A 15,014-nucleotide genomic window follows, 5' to 3' on the forward strand; every position below is an offset into this window, starting at 1 on the left:
TCCGGCGCCGTCACCACCCCATCGAACCCGGGATGCCCTTGTACGGGCCGAGCACGTTCGCCGTGATCCAGCCGCCGTAGAAGCCACCCGGCTGCGGCGTGACGACTTCCCCATCGACCGTGCACTCGTCCATCGCAGCGGCGTAGACCGCCACCCGATCGCTCAGCGCCGCGTACCCCGGCGCGGGATGCGGATAGTTCCACGCGGCCTGTGCCCGCGTGATGCCGCCGCCGACCACGTCGAGATAGCGCGCGGCGCCCTTGAACTCGCAGAACGACGACCCCTCGGCATCCACGAGGGAGCCCGGCGCGAAGTCGGCGATCGGAAGGTAGTAGACGGGCGGGTGGCTCGTCTCGAGCACGCGCACGGCATCGTGGGTGTCGGCGATGAGCTGGCCGCCGAGACGGATGGTCACACGCACGGGCACCGGCTCGACGCGCGGCGGGCGCGGATAGTCCCAGACCGACTCCTGTCCGGGGCCGGGAACGTCGGGGCGGATCGATGCGGGAAGGCGAGGCACGCGCCCACTGTACGTCCGTCGGTGTTGACTGGGCGCATGACCGTCATGCCGATGTTCCCTCTCGGATCGGTGCTCTTTCCCCACACACCCCTGCCGCTGCGCGTCTTCGAGCCGCGCTACCTGCGCCTGATGGGCGAACTGCTCGACAGCGATGATCCGCAGTTCGGGGTCGTCCTCATCGACCGCGGGCACGAGACCGGCGGCGGCGACCAGCGCTCCGGCATCGGCACACTGGCCCGCCTGGTCGATGTCGCCGCCGGCGCCGATGCCCTCCAGGTGGTCGCCATCGGCACCGACCGCTTCACCGTCGACCGCTGGCTCGACGACGACCCGTACCCCCGGGCGGAGGTCTCGCTGCAGGAGCCGCTGGCCTGGAACGACGCACTGACGCCGCTGCGCACCGAGGCCGAGGCCATCGTGCGCCGCGTGCTCGGCCGCTTTCCCGATGCCCCCTGGGGCGCGCACATCGAGCTGTCGTCCGATCCCGTCGCCGCCGCCTGGCAGGTCGCCGCGATCGCGCCCCTGGTGGAGTACGACCAGCAGCGCCTGCTGCGGGCAACGACCATGGGCGGGCTGCTTCAGCAGATCATCGATCTGACGCTCGAGGTCGACGAGATCTGGCCCGAGGGGTGAGTCCCCGCCTCAGTCGCGCGGCCAGGCCGCAGCGAGCTTCGTGAGCAGGCGGGCCAGCTCCGCACGCTCGTCCGCGCTGAAATCGCTCAACGCCGCGGTCAGATGCTCGCGGCGCCGGCCCCGGAACCCGCGCGCGAACTGCTCTCCCACGGGCGTGAGAGCGATCCGGGTGCGACGGGCGTCGTCGGGGTCGGCTTCGCGCTGCACGAGGCCCATCTCGACGCTCTGCTGCACCAGCCGCGACGCCCGGGGTTGATCGACACCGATCGCCTCGCCCAGTTCGCTCACGCTCAGGGGGTGGGATGCCGCGTGCAGCGCCTCGATCAGACGCAGGCGCGCGGGGCCGCCGCCCATCCGCATCGCGGGGCCGCCCTCCGGCGGAGCGGGCCAGTGCCCGCGGGGGCCGAACCCGTGCGGAGCGCCGCGATGGCCTCCGGCGCCACCGGGCCGGGGTCCCCGCCCGCGCAGCCGGCCGAGGGCCGCATCGATCGCGTCGAGGTCCGTGGCGGAGGAGGGGGAGTCGGCATCCGTCATCCCTCAAATTTACATGTCGCTTGACATGTTCTCAGACTGCATGTCACACTACATGCACATGCACTTTGACATGCAAATGAGATCGCCCGGCGATCACCCGATGAAAGGACCTCCCATGGAGACCCCCACCGACACCCCTGACAGCACCCCCACCACCCCCGACCCCCGCGACTTCGTCCGCAGCGTCCGCGCGGTCGATCGCGCCCTCTGGCACGATCGCGCCCGGGCCCTCGCCGCCGACGGCATCCGTCCGCGCGAGGCGCGCCTTCTGCGTGCTCTCGCCTCCGAACAGGCGGCGGAACTGCTCACGCGCCTTCGCCAGCACCCCCATGGCGGCAAGGGCCTGCGTCGACTCGCCGAACGCGGCTGGATCGCCGAGACCGACGGCACCTGGTCGCTCACCGATGCGGGGCGCGACGCCGCGGACGGGCTGCGCCGGCACGCCGAGCAGTTCGACGCCCGCCTGCACGAGGCCGCGTCCGCGGAGGAGCTGGCCGCCGCCGGCGCCACCCTCGACGCCGTCGCCCGCGCGCTCGGCGCGCCGGACGACCTCGATGACGGCGGCCACCCGCGCCACCGTCGTGGATTCGGCCCCCGCGGGCACCGCTTCGGCCCCCACCAGCACGGCTTCGTACCCGGCGGACCGGGATTCGGACGCGGCATCCACCACCACGCCGGACCCGACGGCGAAGGATGCCGCGACCACTCACCCCGCCAGCGCGCCGCCGAGGGCGCCTACGAGCGCGGCTTCGCCGCCGGATTCAGCGCAGGGCGCTCCGCTGCGAGCGCCTGACCGCCTGCCCGCGCGGTCAGCGGGGCGGGCGGCGCCACCATCCCGGCATCCGTACGCCCTGCTCGTTGCCGTGTTCGACGTCGAGCCCGTAGTGCTCACCGACGTAGTCGACGAGCTGAGCACGCTGCGCACGGTCGTAGACCCGTCGCTCGCGCCGGAAGGCGATCACCGTCGACCAGCAGATGAGAAGCATCACGACGCTGAACGGCAGGGCGATCGTGACCGCCGCGGTCTGCAGCGCCGACAGCCCCCCGGCCAGCAGCAGGGCGACGGCCAGCACCGCCGTCGCGAGCGTGAAGAACACCCGCACCCACCGCTTCGGCTCGACGTCGCCGCCGGTGGCCAGCATGCCCATCACGAGCGCACCCGAGTCTGCCGAGGTGACGAAGAAGATGCCGATCAGCAGGATGGCGCCCACGGTCAGCACCGGTCCGGCCGGCAGGTGGGTGAACAGCTGGAAGAGTGCACCCTGCAGATCGACCGTGCCGTCGGCGGCGAGCATCGAGCCGGGCACGGTGAGCTCCTGGTACAGCGCCGAGCCTCCGAGAACGGCGAACCAGAGGATGCCGACGAGCGTGGGAACGATGAGCACGCCCAGTACGAACTCACGGACCGTCCGCCCCTTGCTCACCCGGGCGATGAAGATGCCGACGAAGGGCGCCCACGAGATCCACCAGCCCCAGTAGAACGACGTCCACGACGCCTGCCACTGCTCGCCGGCTGCGCCCTGGAAGGCGCTGACCGTGAAGCTCAGCCCGACGAAGTTCTGCAGGTAGGCGCCGATCGACTGCACCCACTCCCGCAGGAGGTACTCGGTGTGCCCCGCGAAGAGGATGAACACGAGCAGCGCCGCGGCGAGGATCAGGTTGAAGCTCGACAGCCACTTCATGCCCCTGCCGACGCCCGACAGCACGGAGAACAGCACGAAGACCGTGATCACGCCGATGATCACGATCTGCATCGCGGTGTCGGGCGTACCGAGGCCCGCGCTGGACAGGCCCGCGCCGATCTGCATGACGCCCAGCCCCAGTGAGGTCGCGACACCGAAGACGGTGCCGACGAGAGCGAGGGTGTCGATCGCGTTTCCCCATGCCCCGCGCACGCGATGGCCGAGCAGCGGCTCCAGCGCCCAGCGGATCGAGATCGGACGGCGCCGGCGGTGGATCGCGTAGGCGAGGGCGACACCGATCACGACGTAGATCGCCCACGCCTGCACACCCCAGTGCAGGTAGGTCTGGGTCAACGCGCTCTGCGCCAGCTGCGCGTCGGTGCCGGTGACGCCGGGACGCGGTGTGACGTAGTGGCTGAGCGGTTCGCTGACGCCGTAGAAGACGAGACCGATGCCCATCCCCGCCGCGAACAGCAGCGAGAACCAGGCTCCCAGGGAGAACTCGGGCTCGTCCTCGTCCTTGCCGAGTTTGATGTCGCCGAAGCGGCTGAAGCCCAGGACGAGCGCGAACGCGACGAAGAACGCGGCGATCAGGACGTAGTACCAGCTGAAGGTCCGGATGATCGCCCCCTGGATGGTGGCGAACGCGGCCTCCGCCGCCGCGGGGAAGAGCACCGCGAAGGCCGCGACGGCGACGATGATGACCACGGCCGGCCAGAACACCCAGCGGGCGAGGGGACGAGGAGCGAGCGGGTCGGCGGCCGGGGCGATCTCCGTCATCGTTCCAGGGTAGCCAGGCCGGCGGCGACGACCGAGACCTGGCCTCCGCGCGGCCACTCTGCTAGAGCGACGGGCCCGCCCGTCGTGCGCTCAGGCCCCCCGCGACCCGGCGTCCGTCGCGCCGACATCGGTGCGGTGGAAGTTCTGGAACGACCGCGACGCGGTCGGACCCCGCTGACCGTGATAGCGGTTGAGGTACGGGCCCGTTCCGTAAGGGTTCTCTGCCGCAGAGGACAGACGGAAGAAGCACAGCTGACCGATCTTCATCCCCGGCCACAGCTTGATCGGCAGCGTCGCGACGTTCGACAGCTCGAGGGTGACGTGACCGGAGAATCCGGGGTCGATGAAGCCCGCGGTCGAGTGCGTCAGCAGTCCGAGGCGCCCGAGCGAGGACTTCCCCTCCAGGCGCGCGGCGATGTCGTCGGGCAGCGTCACCTGTTCGAACGTCGAGCCGAGGACGAACTCGCCCGGGTGCAGGATGAATGGCTCGTCGGGGCGCACCTCGATGAGGTGGGTGAGATCGGGCTGGTCCTCGGCGGGATCGATGAAGGGGTACTTGTGGTTGTCGAACAGCCGGAAGTAGCGATCCAGACGCACGTCCACGCTCGACGGCTGCACCATCGCGGCATCCCACGGGTCGAGTCCGACGCGGCCGGAGGAGATCTCGGTGCGGATGTCGCGGTCACTGAGCAGCACGCGGCCAGCCTACTGGCCGCACGGCGACAGCGCGGCGCGCTCAGCGGTCGACGGATGCCGCGATCGCCAGCGCCGAACGCGACAGGAAGGCGACGATCTCACCGGCGGGCCGGTCGGATTCGAGCCCGAGCTCGATGAGCACGTCCTCGGCGAACGCGACCCAGGCGCGTGCGGCCACCGACAGCATGGGCGAGTCGGCGTGACCCAGCTCGTGGAACACGTCGACGATGCGGTGCGCGTTCTCGTCGCGGGCCTCGTCGACGAGTTGGCGGACGACGGGGTCGCCGCTGGCGACACCTCGCACCAGCGAATAGAAGGTGCCGCGATGCGCGCGCACGAAGGCGACGATCCGCTCGATCGTGTCGTCGAGGCGGGCGCGCGGAGCCAGCTCCGCGCGCGGGGCGGATGCCGCGATCAGCGCGTCGCGGGCGGTCGTGACCACCGCGGTGTGCAGGCCCTGCCGGGTGCCGAAGTAGTGGAACACGAGTGCGCGCGAGACATCCTCGCGCTCGGCGAGCGCCTCGATGGTCAGCTCGTCCAGCGGCTGCGACGCGAGGAACGCGACGCCCGAGGCGATCAGCTGGGCACGCCGATCCTCGCGCGACAGACGACGCCGCTGCTCCGTGGACATGTCCTCGACCCTACCGAGGCGGTGGGCGCGGTCCCACGGCCACTTTTCGTGAGAGTTCTCTCACAGAGGCGCCTCCCTTATTGACTGATTGTCAATTGAGGCGCACAGTCGATGATCGAACGCGTCGGCAGCGGAGCCGGCGCCCCGGCATCCGGAGGATCGATGAGACTCTCGAACCCGACTCGCTCCCGCGCGGGACGCATCACCCTCGCCACCATTCCCGTCGTCCTCGCCTCCACGTTCCTCCTCGGCGGCGTCGCGCAGGGCGCCGTTCCGGTCTCCTTCGCCGTCTCCGGCAGCCAGTTCCAGATCAGCGCGTCCAAGCTCGAGGGCACCGGGTTCTCGCAGTACGCGGGCGTGACGCAAGACACGGCGGGCGGCTCGCACAACGTCGCGATCGCCAACATCGCGTCGGCGCAGCTCTACGATCTCTGCCAATCCGTGATCTCCGACACCCCGCTCGGCAAGGTGGGTGTGCTCATCACGGCCGGTGGCGGCGGCAACCCCGCCACCGCCAGCGACCTGCAGATCGGCATGACCGACCTCAAGGGCGATTCATCGTTCTCCAACATCCGCATCGGCGTCGACGCCTCCACCGTGAACACCGCGGCGAAGGGCTCGGCGGGAGACTTCGCCCAGGATGCCGACAGCGTCACGATCAACAACCTCCAGCAGATCTCGTGGAGCACGCAGGCTTCGGTCTTCACGCTCACCGGAATGTCGCTGAAGCTGACGGACGGGTCGAGCGGATGCTTCTGACACGCCGGGCCGCGCGCACCGCTGAGCCCACTGCCGAGCCCGCATCCGAGCCCGAGGACCGGACAGAGCCGACGCCCACGGCCGATCGACCGGCGCGCGCGTGGCGGAAGGATCGGCCGCTCGTGGGCGGCATCCTGCTCATCGTCGGCGGCCTCGCGATGTTCGGCTCGAGTCAGCTCGACTTCGGACGCCTGCACATCCACCTCGGCATCGAGGGACTGCAGGCGGTCGTGATCCCGCTGCTGCTCATCGTGCTGGGCGCCCTCGTGATCGCCACGCCGGCGCACCGCATCCTGTACGGCGTGATCGCGCTGGCGACGAGCGTCTACTCGATCGTGGGGGTGAACCTCGGCGGGTTCCTGATCGGGTTCGTGCTGTCGGCGGTCGGCGGCATCCTCGCGGTGTCGTGGATGCCGAGAGCCGCGCGCACCGCCGAGTCGGAGCCGACGGCTGAGGCGGATGCCGAGGAGGCGATCGTTTCCGACGAGGCGGTCACGCGATGACCACGCGGCGCGCTCGTTCCGCGCTGCTGGCGGCCGCGCTCCTCGCGCTCGCGCCGAGCGCGGTGGGTGCCGCAGCCCTGCCCGCGGCCGCCGCCGAGACCTCCGGTGCGCGACCCACCGAGTGGTGCATTCCGATCATCATGCCCTGCCACTCGTCGCCGTCCCCGACGCCCAGTCCGTCACCGTCGGCGAGCGCGTCGGTTCCCGGCATCCCGAGCCTGCCGACCATCCCCGGTCTTCCGGAGCCCGGGCAGCCCTCGCCGTCTCCGTCGCCGTCGGAAGGCACCACCCCGCCGGCGGTGGCGCCCATCGCCGACGAGCAGGGTCCCGTCTTCACGCAGCCGTCGGCCCAGCTCGGGTCGAAGTCGCTGTCGTTCAGCGGGCTGCGCGGCATCTCGGTCGTGACCGTTCCCCTCGCGGACGGGTCGCGGACGACGGCGTTGAAGCTCGAAGCCGACCGCATCACGATCTCCGGATTCAGCCTGACCGTCCGGCGCGACACCGGCCCCATCTTGACGACGACGGCCGACACGATGACCCTCGACGGGCACGTGGCCGTCTACATCAACTCGCTCAGCGCGACGCTTCCGGGCGGAAAGCTGCTCACGCTGGGCGCCGACACCCCGCCGCCCGCCGAAGGCCTCGACTCGATGTTCGGCGTGACCCTCGGCCTCGTCGGATCGACGGCCGATTCGATCACCTACACGAACACGGTTCAGCACCTGTCGGAGTGACGGGGAGTGCGGCGCCCGGCGCGCAGCGGGCGGTTCGCGACCGGGTGGTCAGGACTGGATGAACGCGAGGATGTCGGGGTTGATGACGTCCGCGTGCGTGGTCAGCATGCCGTGCGGGTAGCCCTCGTAGATCTTGAGGGTCGAGTTCTGTAGCAGCTCGTGCTGCAGAAGGGCCGCGGCCTTATACGGCACGACCTGGTCGTCGTCACCCTGCAGCACGAGCACCGGCACCGTGATGGCCTTCAGGTCTTCGGTCTGGTCGGTCTCGGAGAACGCCTTGATGCCGAGGTAGTGGGCCTGCGCACTACCGGTCATTCCCTGCCGCCACCAGTTGTCGATGACGGGCTGGGACGGCGTGACACCCTCGCGGTTGAATCCGTAGAAGGGGCCGGACGCCACGGCCTCGAAGAACTCGGCGCGGTTGGCTGCGAGAGCCTCACGGAAGCCGTCGAACACCGCCAGCGGGGTGCCCTCGGGGTTGCTGTCGCTCTGCAGCATGATCGGGGGCACGGCGGCGACGAGCACGGCCTTGGCGACGCGCCCCTGGGGCTCGCCGTACTTCGCGACGTAGCGCGCGACCTGGCCGCCTCCGGTGGAGTGGCCGATGTGGACGGCGTTTCGCAGGTCGAGGTGCTCGACGACGGCGCTCACGTCACTGGCGTAGTGGTCCATGTCGTGACCGGTGCCGATCTGCGACGAGCGCCCGTGGCCGCGGCGGTCGGAGGCGACGACGCGGTAGCCCTTGTCGAGGAAGTAGAGCAGCTGCGCGTCCCAGTCGTCGGACGAGAGGGGCCAGCCGTGGTGGAAGACGATGGGCTGGGCGTCGGCGCTGCCCCAGTCCTTGTAGTAGATCTCCGCGCCGTCTTCGGTGGTGACGTAGGCCATGATCGGTCCTCCGGGTCGTGTGGATGGGTGCGCTCGATCTGAGCGTGTTCACGCTAACCGCGGCATCCGCCGACGTGTTCCTACATCTGTACAGACGTTCGGGGCTGCGGCTTTCGTGGGTATGCTGGACGGGCACGGCCGTCAGGTCGTCACGGGGCTGTAGTTCAATGGCAGAACTTCTGCTTCCCAAGCAGACAGCGCGGGTTCGATTCCCGTCAGCCCCTCCACTGGCTCCCCCACCGGCCTCATAGGCTGGACGTCATGAGCCTCACCGACCCGAAAGCCGCGGCCGCCGAGCGGGATCGAAAGCTCGTCGGCTCCGGACGCGCACTGACCGCAACGATCGTGTGGGGGCTCGCGGGGTTCGCCGCGGCGGCGATCGTCGGCTTCGGCATCGGCGGTTTCTTCGACCAAGTGCGCATCGTGTCACTCAACAGCGTGTTCAGCACCTGGGACGGCGGCATCCCCGTCGCCGTCCGATCGACGGCGCTGCCGGTGGGCATCATCGGCAGCATCATCACGATGGGCGCCTACTCGGCGTGGAACCACCGCTACACGGGCCGGCGCACGTACTACGCCTTTCTCGGCCCGGCATCGATCGTCCTTCTCGGCCTCGCGACCGGCGTGCTCCTCTCGCTGCCGATGTGGGCGACGCCGGATGCCGTGGGCGTCGCCGTCGACCCCGTCTTCCACGAGGACGAGGCCTGGGGCGTCGGCGCGTGGATCATGTACGCGGGCATCTGGTGGCTGCCGGGCATCTTCATCGCCCTGGGTCTCACCAGCATCATCGGCCGCCTGCGCGCCCAGCGCTTCCGCCGGCGCAACACCGACCTGGCCGCCGAACTCCTCGCCAGCGGCCGCCTCGTCGACGCGGAGGTCACCTCGTCGCCGCTGCTGTCGGCGGAGGCCATGACCGCCTCGCGCGCGGCCGTCTCCCTCACGTTCGCGTTCGACGACGGGCAGGGTTCACGGCGCTGGGTGACGTGCCTCGCCCTCCTGCCGCCACGCGAAGTACCCGCCGAGGGCGAGACGCGTCCGCTCGTGTTCGACCCCCGTACTCCGGCGAATGCGAAGCGCATCTTCGTCTCGCCGACCGGCGATCTCGAGCCCTCGGCATTCGTCGCCGTGCGCGCCGCGTAACACCGTCGACCCCTCACACCCGGGCCACCGGCCTCCCTGATGCGTTCGCATAGATTCTGCTATGTTTCGTGGGAGCGCTCTCTGAGAGCGCTCCCACGCGTCGCAACGACGGCGGCGTCATCACAGAGCGAAGGAGCCTGCATGCATGCGAGAAGAGGGCGCCTCCGGCGCCTGACGGCCGTCCTCGTCGTCGGAGCCCTGATCGGAGGAGCCGCTGCCGCGCTTCCCGCAGCGGCGTCGGCGGTGGGCGTCGAGAACCTGGTCCTCAACGGAGACATCGCCGCCACGACCGATCACTGGTGGTCGAGCGCGGGCTCCCTCACGACAGAAGACGGCGCCCTGCGCGCTGACTTCCCCGCCTCCACGAACCCCTGGGAGGTGATCGTGGGGCAGGGCGGCGTCGCGCTCGTCGCCGGCACCGAATACTCGTTCTCGGCCAAGGTCCGCGCCGACCGCGCCGGAATCACGCTACGCACGCAGGTCGCGCCCACGACGCCCAACGCCACCTTCAGCACCTACACCGCGATCGAGACGCCGCTCACCGCCGACTGGCAGCAGGTGACCGCGACGTTCACGGCCGAGGACTTCGGGCAGGGCACCGCCTCCGACGTGCAGTTCCGTCTTGGTGGCAACGCCGCCGGCACGTTCTGGCTCGACGACGTCTCGATCGTCGCGACCGGCACCGGCGGTGGAGACGGCGGCGGCACCGGCCCCACCGAGCCCACCGAACCGACCGTCGGCACCGATCAGCTGCTGCCCAACCCCACCTTCGCGACGGGGACGAGCCCCTGGTGGACGGCCGGAGCGGTCACCCTCTCCAACCCCGATCAGCAGATGTGCGCCACCATCGGCGCCGACACCGCCAACGTGTGGGACCTGCTACTCGGCCACAACGACATCCCGATGCCCGGCGACACCGCCTTCCGGCTGAGCTTCACGGCATCCGCCGTCGCCCCCGGCGGATCGCCCGCCACGCTGAACGCCTCGACGCAGGTCGGCACGTACTCCGGCCCCGACCAGGTGTCGTGGCTGCAGAAGTCGTTCGAGCTCACCGCCACGCCCACCACGCAGGCGTTCACCTTCACGACCACCGCGGTCGACACCTTCCACCTCGGGCAGATCCAGTTCCGCATCGGCGGGATGCCGAGCGGCACCGTCGTCTGCGTCGACGACGTCACCCTGACCGGAACGAAGTACACCTACCGCGCCGACACCGGCCCCGCCGTGAAGGTGAACCAGGTCGGCTACCTCACACGAGGGCCCAAGCGCGCGACGGTCGTCACCGAGGCCACCACGCCGTTGGAGTGGTCGCTGCAGGCGCCGGGCGGCGCGGTCGTCGCCACCGGCACGACCACCCCTGCCGGCCTCGATCCGAGCGCGGGCACGAACGTGCACACCGTCGATTTCAGCGGCGTGCAAGCCCCCGGCGCCGGGTACACCCTCCACGTCGGCGATCAGCAGAGCTTCCCGTTCACCATCTCCGACGACGTGTTCCAGTCGCTGCGCGCAGACTCGCTGCGCTTCTTCTACACGAACCGGTCCGGCATCGCGATCGACGGCGCCATCGCCGGCGCCGAGTACGCGCGTCCGGCCGGTCACCTCGGCGTCGCTCCCAACCAGGGCGACACCGATGTGGCCTGCCTCGAGCCGCAGACCTGGTCGGACGGCTGGACGTGCACCGACCGCCACGACGTGAGCGGCGGCTGGTACGACGCGGGCGACCACGGCAAGTACGTCGTCAACGGCGGCATCGCCGTCGCGCAGCTGCTGTCGGCGTGGGAGCGCGCCAAGGCCGCCGGCACGACGGCATCCCTCGCCGACGGCACTCTCGCGGTGCCCGAGCACGGCAACGGCGTGCCCGACATCCTCGACGAGGCCCGGTGGGAGCTCGAGTGGATGCTGAAGATGCAGGTACCGGCCGGCGACCCGCTCGCGGGTATGGCGTGGCACAAGGTGACCGACCGCAACTGGACCGGACTGCCGCTGCTGCCCGACCAGGATCCGCAGGAGCGCCTGCTGCACCGCCCGTCGACCGCGGCGACGCTCAACCTCGCCGCGGTCGCGGCACAGGGCTCGCGCCTGTTCGCCGAATTCGACCCCGCGTTCGCGGCCCGGTTGCTCACCGCGGCCGAGACGGCGTACGAGGCGGCTCGCACCAACCCGGTGCTGCTCGCCCCGGCGGAAGACGGCACCGGCGGCGGCACGTACGACGACGACGACGTGACCGACGAGTTCTACTGGGCGGCCGCCGAGCTGTACCTCACGACGGGCGCGGGCGACTACCGCGCCGACGTCGAGACGAACCCCCTGCACCTCGCGATGAACACCGATGCCGACATCTTCACCGCCGGCGGGTTCTTCTGGGGCGATGTCGCGGCGCTCGCACGCATGCAGCTCGCACGCTTCGGGACCGACCTGCCGGACATTGCGCAGATCCGCCAGTCGGTGGTGGATGCCGCCGACGCGCTCATCGCGGATCAGAAGGCGCAGCCGTTCGGTCAGCCCTACGCGCCGAAGGAGGGCCTCTACGACTGGGGATCCAACTCGGCCGTGCTCAACAACCAGGTCGTCATCGCGACGGCGTTCGACCTCACGCACCGGCCGCGCTACGCGGACGCCGTCATCGAAGGCTACGACTACCTGTTCGGGCGCAATGTGCTCGCACAGTCGTACGTCACCGGCTACGGCACGAAGTACTCGCAGAACCAGCACAGCCGGTGGTACGCCCACGCGCTCGATCCGTCGCTGCCGCACCCCCCGAAGGGCACGGTGGCGGGTGGGCCGAACTCCTCCATCCAGGACCCGGTGGCGGGCGCCTGGCTGCAGGGGTGCGCTGCGCAGGCCTGCTACGTCGACGACATCGGAGCGTGGTCGGTCAACGAGATCACCGTCAACTGGAACTCGGCACTCGCCTGGGTCGCCTCGTTCGTCGGCGATCTCGGTGACGGCTACGTCGCCGTGACCCCGATCGCACGCCCCGACACGGCCAGCGGCCCCGCGGGCGCACCGATCAGCATCGCACCGCTGGCGAACGACGAACCGGGCGATCCCGACGTCCCGTTCGACCCCGCCACCCTCACCCTCGCCGAATCGGAGGAGTTCGAGACGTTCGCCCGCGCGAGCGTCACCGCGGCGGATGCCGGGATCGTCCGCCGTATCACCGTGACCGGCGGCCGGTACGACCTCGTCGGCGACCGGATCGTCTTCACCCCCGATGCCGGCTATACGGGAAGCCCGGCTCCCGTGACCTATCGGGTGGCCGACACCCGTGGCACGGTCGTCTCCTCGACGTTCGCCCCCACCGTGACGGCGGTCGTGGACGGCGGGACCGATCCGGGCGCCGGGACGGGCACGGCAGGAACGGCCACGGGAACGACCGGGACGTCGGCGGCATTGGCGAGCACCGGGGGCGACGCCCGCCCCTGGACAGCCCTGGCGGGCATCGCCGTGCTGCTCATCGCCGCGGGCGCGGTGCTCCTGCGGCGCCGCCGCGCCTGAGCCACCGCGACCCGGTGGGGTCGGGGACACGCTCCCCGGCCCCACCGACGTCGACGCGCCTGGTATCTTTCCCCGTGCCGCGCACCGCACGGAGGCGGCGATCGGGGGATCATGACGCACGACGCCGCTCCGCACCGCACACGCTGGGGCCTGCGACGGATGACAGCGCGCGACGCGGGCGAGCAACACCGCGCCGCCAGCCCGCTCGAGCTCTTCTTCGACCTGGTGTTCGTGGTCGCCGTGTCGCTGTCGTCCCAACAGTTGCACCACATGGAATCGCACGGCCACCTCGGCGCGGGGGTGGGCAGCTACCTCATGCTCTTCTTCGCCATCTGGTGGGCGTGGATGAACTTCACCTGGTTCGGCACCTCGTTCGCGGTGGACGACTGGGCCTACCGCGTGACGACCATCGTGCAGATGGCGGGAGTGCTCGTCCTGGCCAGCGGCAGCGCCGCCGCGATGGAACATCAGGACTTCACGATCGTCACTCTCGGCTACGTCATCATGCGGTTGGCGATGGTGGGGCAATGGCTGCGCGCGGCGGCATCCGTGCCCGAGTTCCGTCGCGTCTGCCTGCGCTACGCCGCCGGCATCACCGTCGTGCAGCTCGCATGGGTGCTGCGGCTGCTGCTCCCGCCGACGGCGGGCCTCGTCGCGTTCTTCGTGCTGGTGGCGGCCGAGGTGCTCGTGCCGGTCTGGGCCGAGCATCGCGAACACGCGCCGTGGAACGCCCACCACATCACCGAGCGCTACAGCCTGTTCACCCTCATCCTCCTCGGCGAGTCGATCCTGGCCTCGGCGGGAGCCATCATCGCCGCGCTCCAGGAGCAGGAGCACCTGACCGAGCTGATCGTCGTGTCGGCAGCGGGCCTCGTCATCGCCGCCGGCATGTGGTGGGTGTACTTCTCCCGCGAGCACACCGGACACATCCGCACCCTCGGCTCCTCGATCCGCTACGGATACTTCCACTACGCGATCTTCGCCGCCGCCGGCGCCTTCTCGGCCGGCATCGAGATCGCGGTCGACGACATCGGTCATGAGGCGCACCTGTCGAGCATCGCCGCCCATGCGACCCTGACGGTTCCCGTGGTGCTCTTCGTTCTCGGCATCTGGGCACTGAACCTGCGCAGCCAGCTGACCGCGACCGGAAACACGATCCTGCTGCTCGGGGCCGCCGCGATCGTGGGCGCCACCTTCGCACCCTCGACACTCGGCATGCTGCTCACCGCCGCAGCAGGAACCGTGGCCGCGGTCGTCGCGGTCGAGACAGGACGACCCCAGAGGCACGCCCGTCAGAGGCAGGTGTCGACGACGGTCTGATCGTCGAGCACGGCGACGATCCGCTCGGCCAGCGGCCAGTACGGGGCGTAGTGCGTCGGATCGCGATTGATCTGCACCCGATGGGCGACCTCCGTGGGCGCCGTCGCCGACCGCTCGGGCTCGGGCACCTTCTCGACCATGGCGCGGTAGAACAGGCTCGCCGCCGTGTAGGGATCGAGCCGCTGCTCCCGCGTTCCCCAGCCGTCCTGCTGCTGGAAGAGACCGATCGAGGTCGTGCGTGAGCCGTCGGGGTTGGTCACCCCGCTCGTCTCCCAATCGCCGTAGTCGATGTTCTGCAGACTGGACTCCCCCAGCGCCGTCATCACTGCGATCGTCTGGTCGCGCGCAGGCAACCCCGCGTCGCGTCCGGCCGCCACGATGCTGCGCGCGTTGTCCAGCTGCTGCCGTCCGAATCCCTCCGCCTCCGCGCAGACCGCGGCATGACGGACGGCCTGACCGATCGCCACCCCCGCGACGCCGAGACCGGTGGCGAGCACCGCCACGACCGCCCACGCGAGTGCCCGGCGACGTCGCAGCTGACGTCGCCGCCGGGCGCTGAGGGCCGGACGGCGACGAACGGGCCGACGCCTCGTCGAGCCGCCGCGGCCGGATGTCGAGGAGCGCGAGGTCACCGCGGCATCCTGTCACGCGCGACTATCCGTCACCCGAACGTCGGCTGATCACCGCCCGCAGGGCTTC

Annotated in this window: 15 protein-coding genes and 1 tRNA gene; 9 read left to right on the forward strand and 7 right to left on the reverse strand. The window is 70.4% G+C overall.

Features of this window, described 5'->3' with window-relative positions:
* Positions 1–10: 10 nt before the first annotated feature.
* Positions 11–520 (reverse strand): DUF427 domain-containing protein, encoded by a 510-nt coding sequence (locus tag CEP17_RS09165; protein WP_082784326.1) that lies wholly within the window; start codon positions 518–520, stop codon positions 11–13.
* Between the two features lie 36 nt (positions 521–556).
* Between CEP17_RS09165 and CEP17_RS09170 the strand changes: the two genes are divergently transcribed.
* Positions 557–1,153, forward strand: coding sequence for an LON peptidase substrate-binding domain-containing protein (locus tag CEP17_RS09170; protein WP_036320217.1), 597 nt, complete (start codon positions 557–559; stop codon positions 1,151–1,153).
* 9 nt (positions 1,154–1,162) lie between these two features.
* Here CEP17_RS09170 and CEP17_RS15180 read toward each other — a convergent pair whose 3' ends face one another.
* Positions 1,163–1,687, reverse strand: a complete 525-nt coding sequence (locus CEP17_RS15180) for a MarR family winged helix-turn-helix transcriptional regulator (RefSeq protein ID WP_204359821.1) — start codon at positions 1,685–1,687, stop codon at positions 1,163–1,165.
* A gap of 115 nt (positions 1,688–1,802) precedes the next feature.
* On the opposite strand from CEP17_RS15180, the gene CEP17_RS09180 reads away from it, so the two are divergent.
* A complete protein-coding gene (locus CEP17_RS09180) occupies positions 1,803–2,480 on the forward strand; it encodes a hypothetical protein (protein WP_051039618.1) in 678 nt (225 codons plus the stop codon).
* Positions 2,481–2,496: 16 nt separating this feature from the next.
* On the opposite strand, the gene CEP17_RS09185 is transcribed toward CEP17_RS09180, so the two are convergent.
* The 3 genes from CEP17_RS09185 to CEP17_RS09195 form a co-directional block, all read right to left on the reverse strand.
* Positions 2,497–4,149 (reverse strand): BCCT family transporter, encoded by a 1,653-nt coding sequence (locus CEP17_RS09185; RefSeq protein ID WP_112932030.1) that lies wholly within the window; start codon positions 4,147–4,149, stop codon positions 2,497–2,499.
* Between the two features lie 90 nt (positions 4,150–4,239).
* Complete coding sequence (gene dcd / locus CEP17_RS09190) at positions 4,240–4,845, reverse strand: dCTP deaminase (RefSeq protein ID WP_036320211.1); 606 nt, start codon at positions 4,843–4,845, stop codon at positions 4,240–4,242.
* 40 nt (positions 4,846–4,885) lie between these two features.
* Entirely contained in the window at positions 4,886–5,476 is a 591-nt protein-coding gene (locus CEP17_RS09195; protein WP_036320209.1) for a TetR/AcrR family transcriptional regulator, read from the reverse strand.
* A 162-nt stretch (positions 5,477–5,638) separates the two neighbouring features.
* Here CEP17_RS09195 and CEP17_RS09200 point away from each other — a divergent pair, with 162 nt between their 5' ends.
* The 3 genes from CEP17_RS09200 to CEP17_RS09210 are packed head-to-tail and all read left to right on the forward strand — an operon-like array spanning position 5,639 to position 7,472.
* Positions 5,639–6,235, forward strand: coding sequence for a DUF6230 family protein (locus CEP17_RS09200; RefSeq protein WP_016464019.1), 597 nt, complete (start codon positions 5,639–5,641; stop codon positions 6,233–6,235).
* Positions 6,226–6,738 (forward strand): DUF6114 domain-containing protein, encoded by a 513-nt coding sequence (locus CEP17_RS09205; protein WP_112932031.1) that lies wholly within the window; start codon positions 6,226–6,228, stop codon positions 6,736–6,738. The genes CEP17_RS09200 and CEP17_RS09205 overlap by 10 nt, the downstream gene beginning before the upstream one ends.
* Complete coding sequence (locus CEP17_RS09210) at positions 6,735–7,472, forward strand: hypothetical protein (RefSeq protein ID WP_112932032.1); 738 nt, start codon at positions 6,735–6,737, stop codon at positions 7,470–7,472. Before CEP17_RS09205 ends, CEP17_RS09210 begins: the two co-directional genes overlap by 4 nt.
* A gap of 48 nt (positions 7,473–7,520) precedes the next feature.
* Here the strand turns inward: CEP17_RS09210 and CEP17_RS09215 are convergent, their stop codons facing one another.
* A complete protein-coding gene (locus CEP17_RS09215) occupies positions 7,521–8,357 on the reverse strand; it encodes an alpha/beta hydrolase (RefSeq protein WP_112932033.1) in 837 nt (278 codons plus the stop codon).
* 153 nt (positions 8,358–8,510) lie between these two features.
* On the opposite strand from CEP17_RS09215, the gene CEP17_RS09220 reads away from it, so the two are divergent.
* From CEP17_RS09220 to CEP17_RS09235, 4 genes are all read left to right on the forward strand, one after another.
* A tRNA-Gly gene (locus CEP17_RS09220) sits at positions 8,511–8,584 on the forward strand.
* 34 nt (positions 8,585–8,618) lie between these two features.
* Positions 8,619–9,497 (forward strand): hypothetical protein, encoded by an 879-nt coding sequence (locus CEP17_RS09225; protein WP_112932034.1) that lies wholly within the window; start codon positions 8,619–8,621, stop codon positions 9,495–9,497.
* Between the two features lie 141 nt (positions 9,498–9,638).
* Positions 9,639–12,995 carry a glycoside hydrolase family 9 protein gene (locus CEP17_RS09230; RefSeq protein ID WP_162722425.1) on the forward strand — a complete coding sequence of 1,119 codons (3,357 nt, stop codon included), beginning with the start codon at positions 9,639–9,641 and terminating at the stop codon, positions 12,993–12,995.
* Positions 12,996–13,106: 111 nt separating this feature from the next.
* Entirely contained in the window at positions 13,107–14,315 is a 1,209-nt protein-coding gene (locus CEP17_RS09235) for a low temperature requirement protein A (protein WP_239498487.1), read from the forward strand.
* Here CEP17_RS09235 and CEP17_RS09240 read toward each other — a convergent pair.
* The gene (locus CEP17_RS09240) at positions 14,288–14,947 is read right to left on the reverse strand and encodes a peptidase M23 (protein WP_239498488.1); all 660 of its coding nucleotides are present in this window, start codon (positions 14,945–14,947) and stop codon (positions 14,288–14,290) included. The two genes, CEP17_RS09235 and CEP17_RS09240, sit on opposite strands and share 28 nt — an antisense overlap.
* Positions 14,948–15,014: the final 67 nt, after the last annotated feature.

This window comes from Microbacterium sp. PM5, assembly GCF_003293595.1.
In the GTDB taxonomy this organism is placed as follows: Bacteria; Actinomycetota; Actinomycetes; order Actinomycetales; family Microbacteriaceae; genus Microbacterium.

Bases quoted from the DNA above. Each gene is read 5' to 3' on its own strand.
- CEP17_RS09205 (WP_112932031.1), top strand. From the start codon at position 6,226: ATGCTTCTGACACGCCGGGCCGCGCGCACCGCTGAGCCCACTGCCGAG.
- CEP17_RS09180 (WP_051039618.1), top strand. From the start codon at position 1,803: ATGGAGACCCCCACCGACACCCCTGACAGCACCCCCACCACCCCCGAC.
- CEP17_RS09215 (WP_112932033.1), bottom strand. From the start codon at position 8,357: ATGGCCTACGTCACCACCGAAGACGGCGCGGAGATCTACTACAAGGAC.
- CEP17_RS09210 (WP_112932032.1), top strand. From the start codon at position 6,735: ATGACCACGCGGCGCGCTCGTTCCGCGCTGCTGGCGGCCGCGCTCCTC.
- CEP17_RS09185 (WP_112932030.1), bottom strand. From the start codon at position 4,149: ATGACGGAGATCGCCCCGGCCGCCGACCCGCTCGCTCCTCGTCCCCTC.
- CEP17_RS09230 (WP_162722425.1), top strand. From the start codon at position 9,639: ATGCATGCGAGAAGAGGGCGCCTCCGGCGCCTGACGGCCGTCCTCGTC.
- CEP17_RS09170 (WP_036320217.1), top strand. From the start codon at position 557: ATGACCGTCATGCCGATGTTCCCTCTCGGATCGGTGCTCTTTCCCCAC.
- CEP17_RS09195 (WP_036320209.1), bottom strand. From the start codon at position 5,476: ATGTCCACGGAGCAGCGGCGTCGTCTGTCGCGCGAGGATCGGCGTGCC.
- CEP17_RS09225 (WP_112932034.1), top strand. From the start codon at position 8,619: ATGAGCCTCACCGACCCGAAAGCCGCGGCCGCCGAGCGGGATCGAAAG.
- CEP17_RS15180 (WP_204359821.1), bottom strand. From the start codon at position 1,687: ATGACGGATGCCGACTCCCCCTCCTCCGCCACGGACCTCGACGCGATC.
- CEP17_RS09235 (WP_239498487.1), top strand. From the start codon at position 13,107: ATGACGCACGACGCCGCTCCGCACCGCACACGCTGGGGCCTGCGACGG.
- CEP17_RS09200 (WP_016464019.1), top strand. From the start codon at position 5,639: ATGAGACTCTCGAACCCGACTCGCTCCCGCGCGGGACGCATCACCCTC.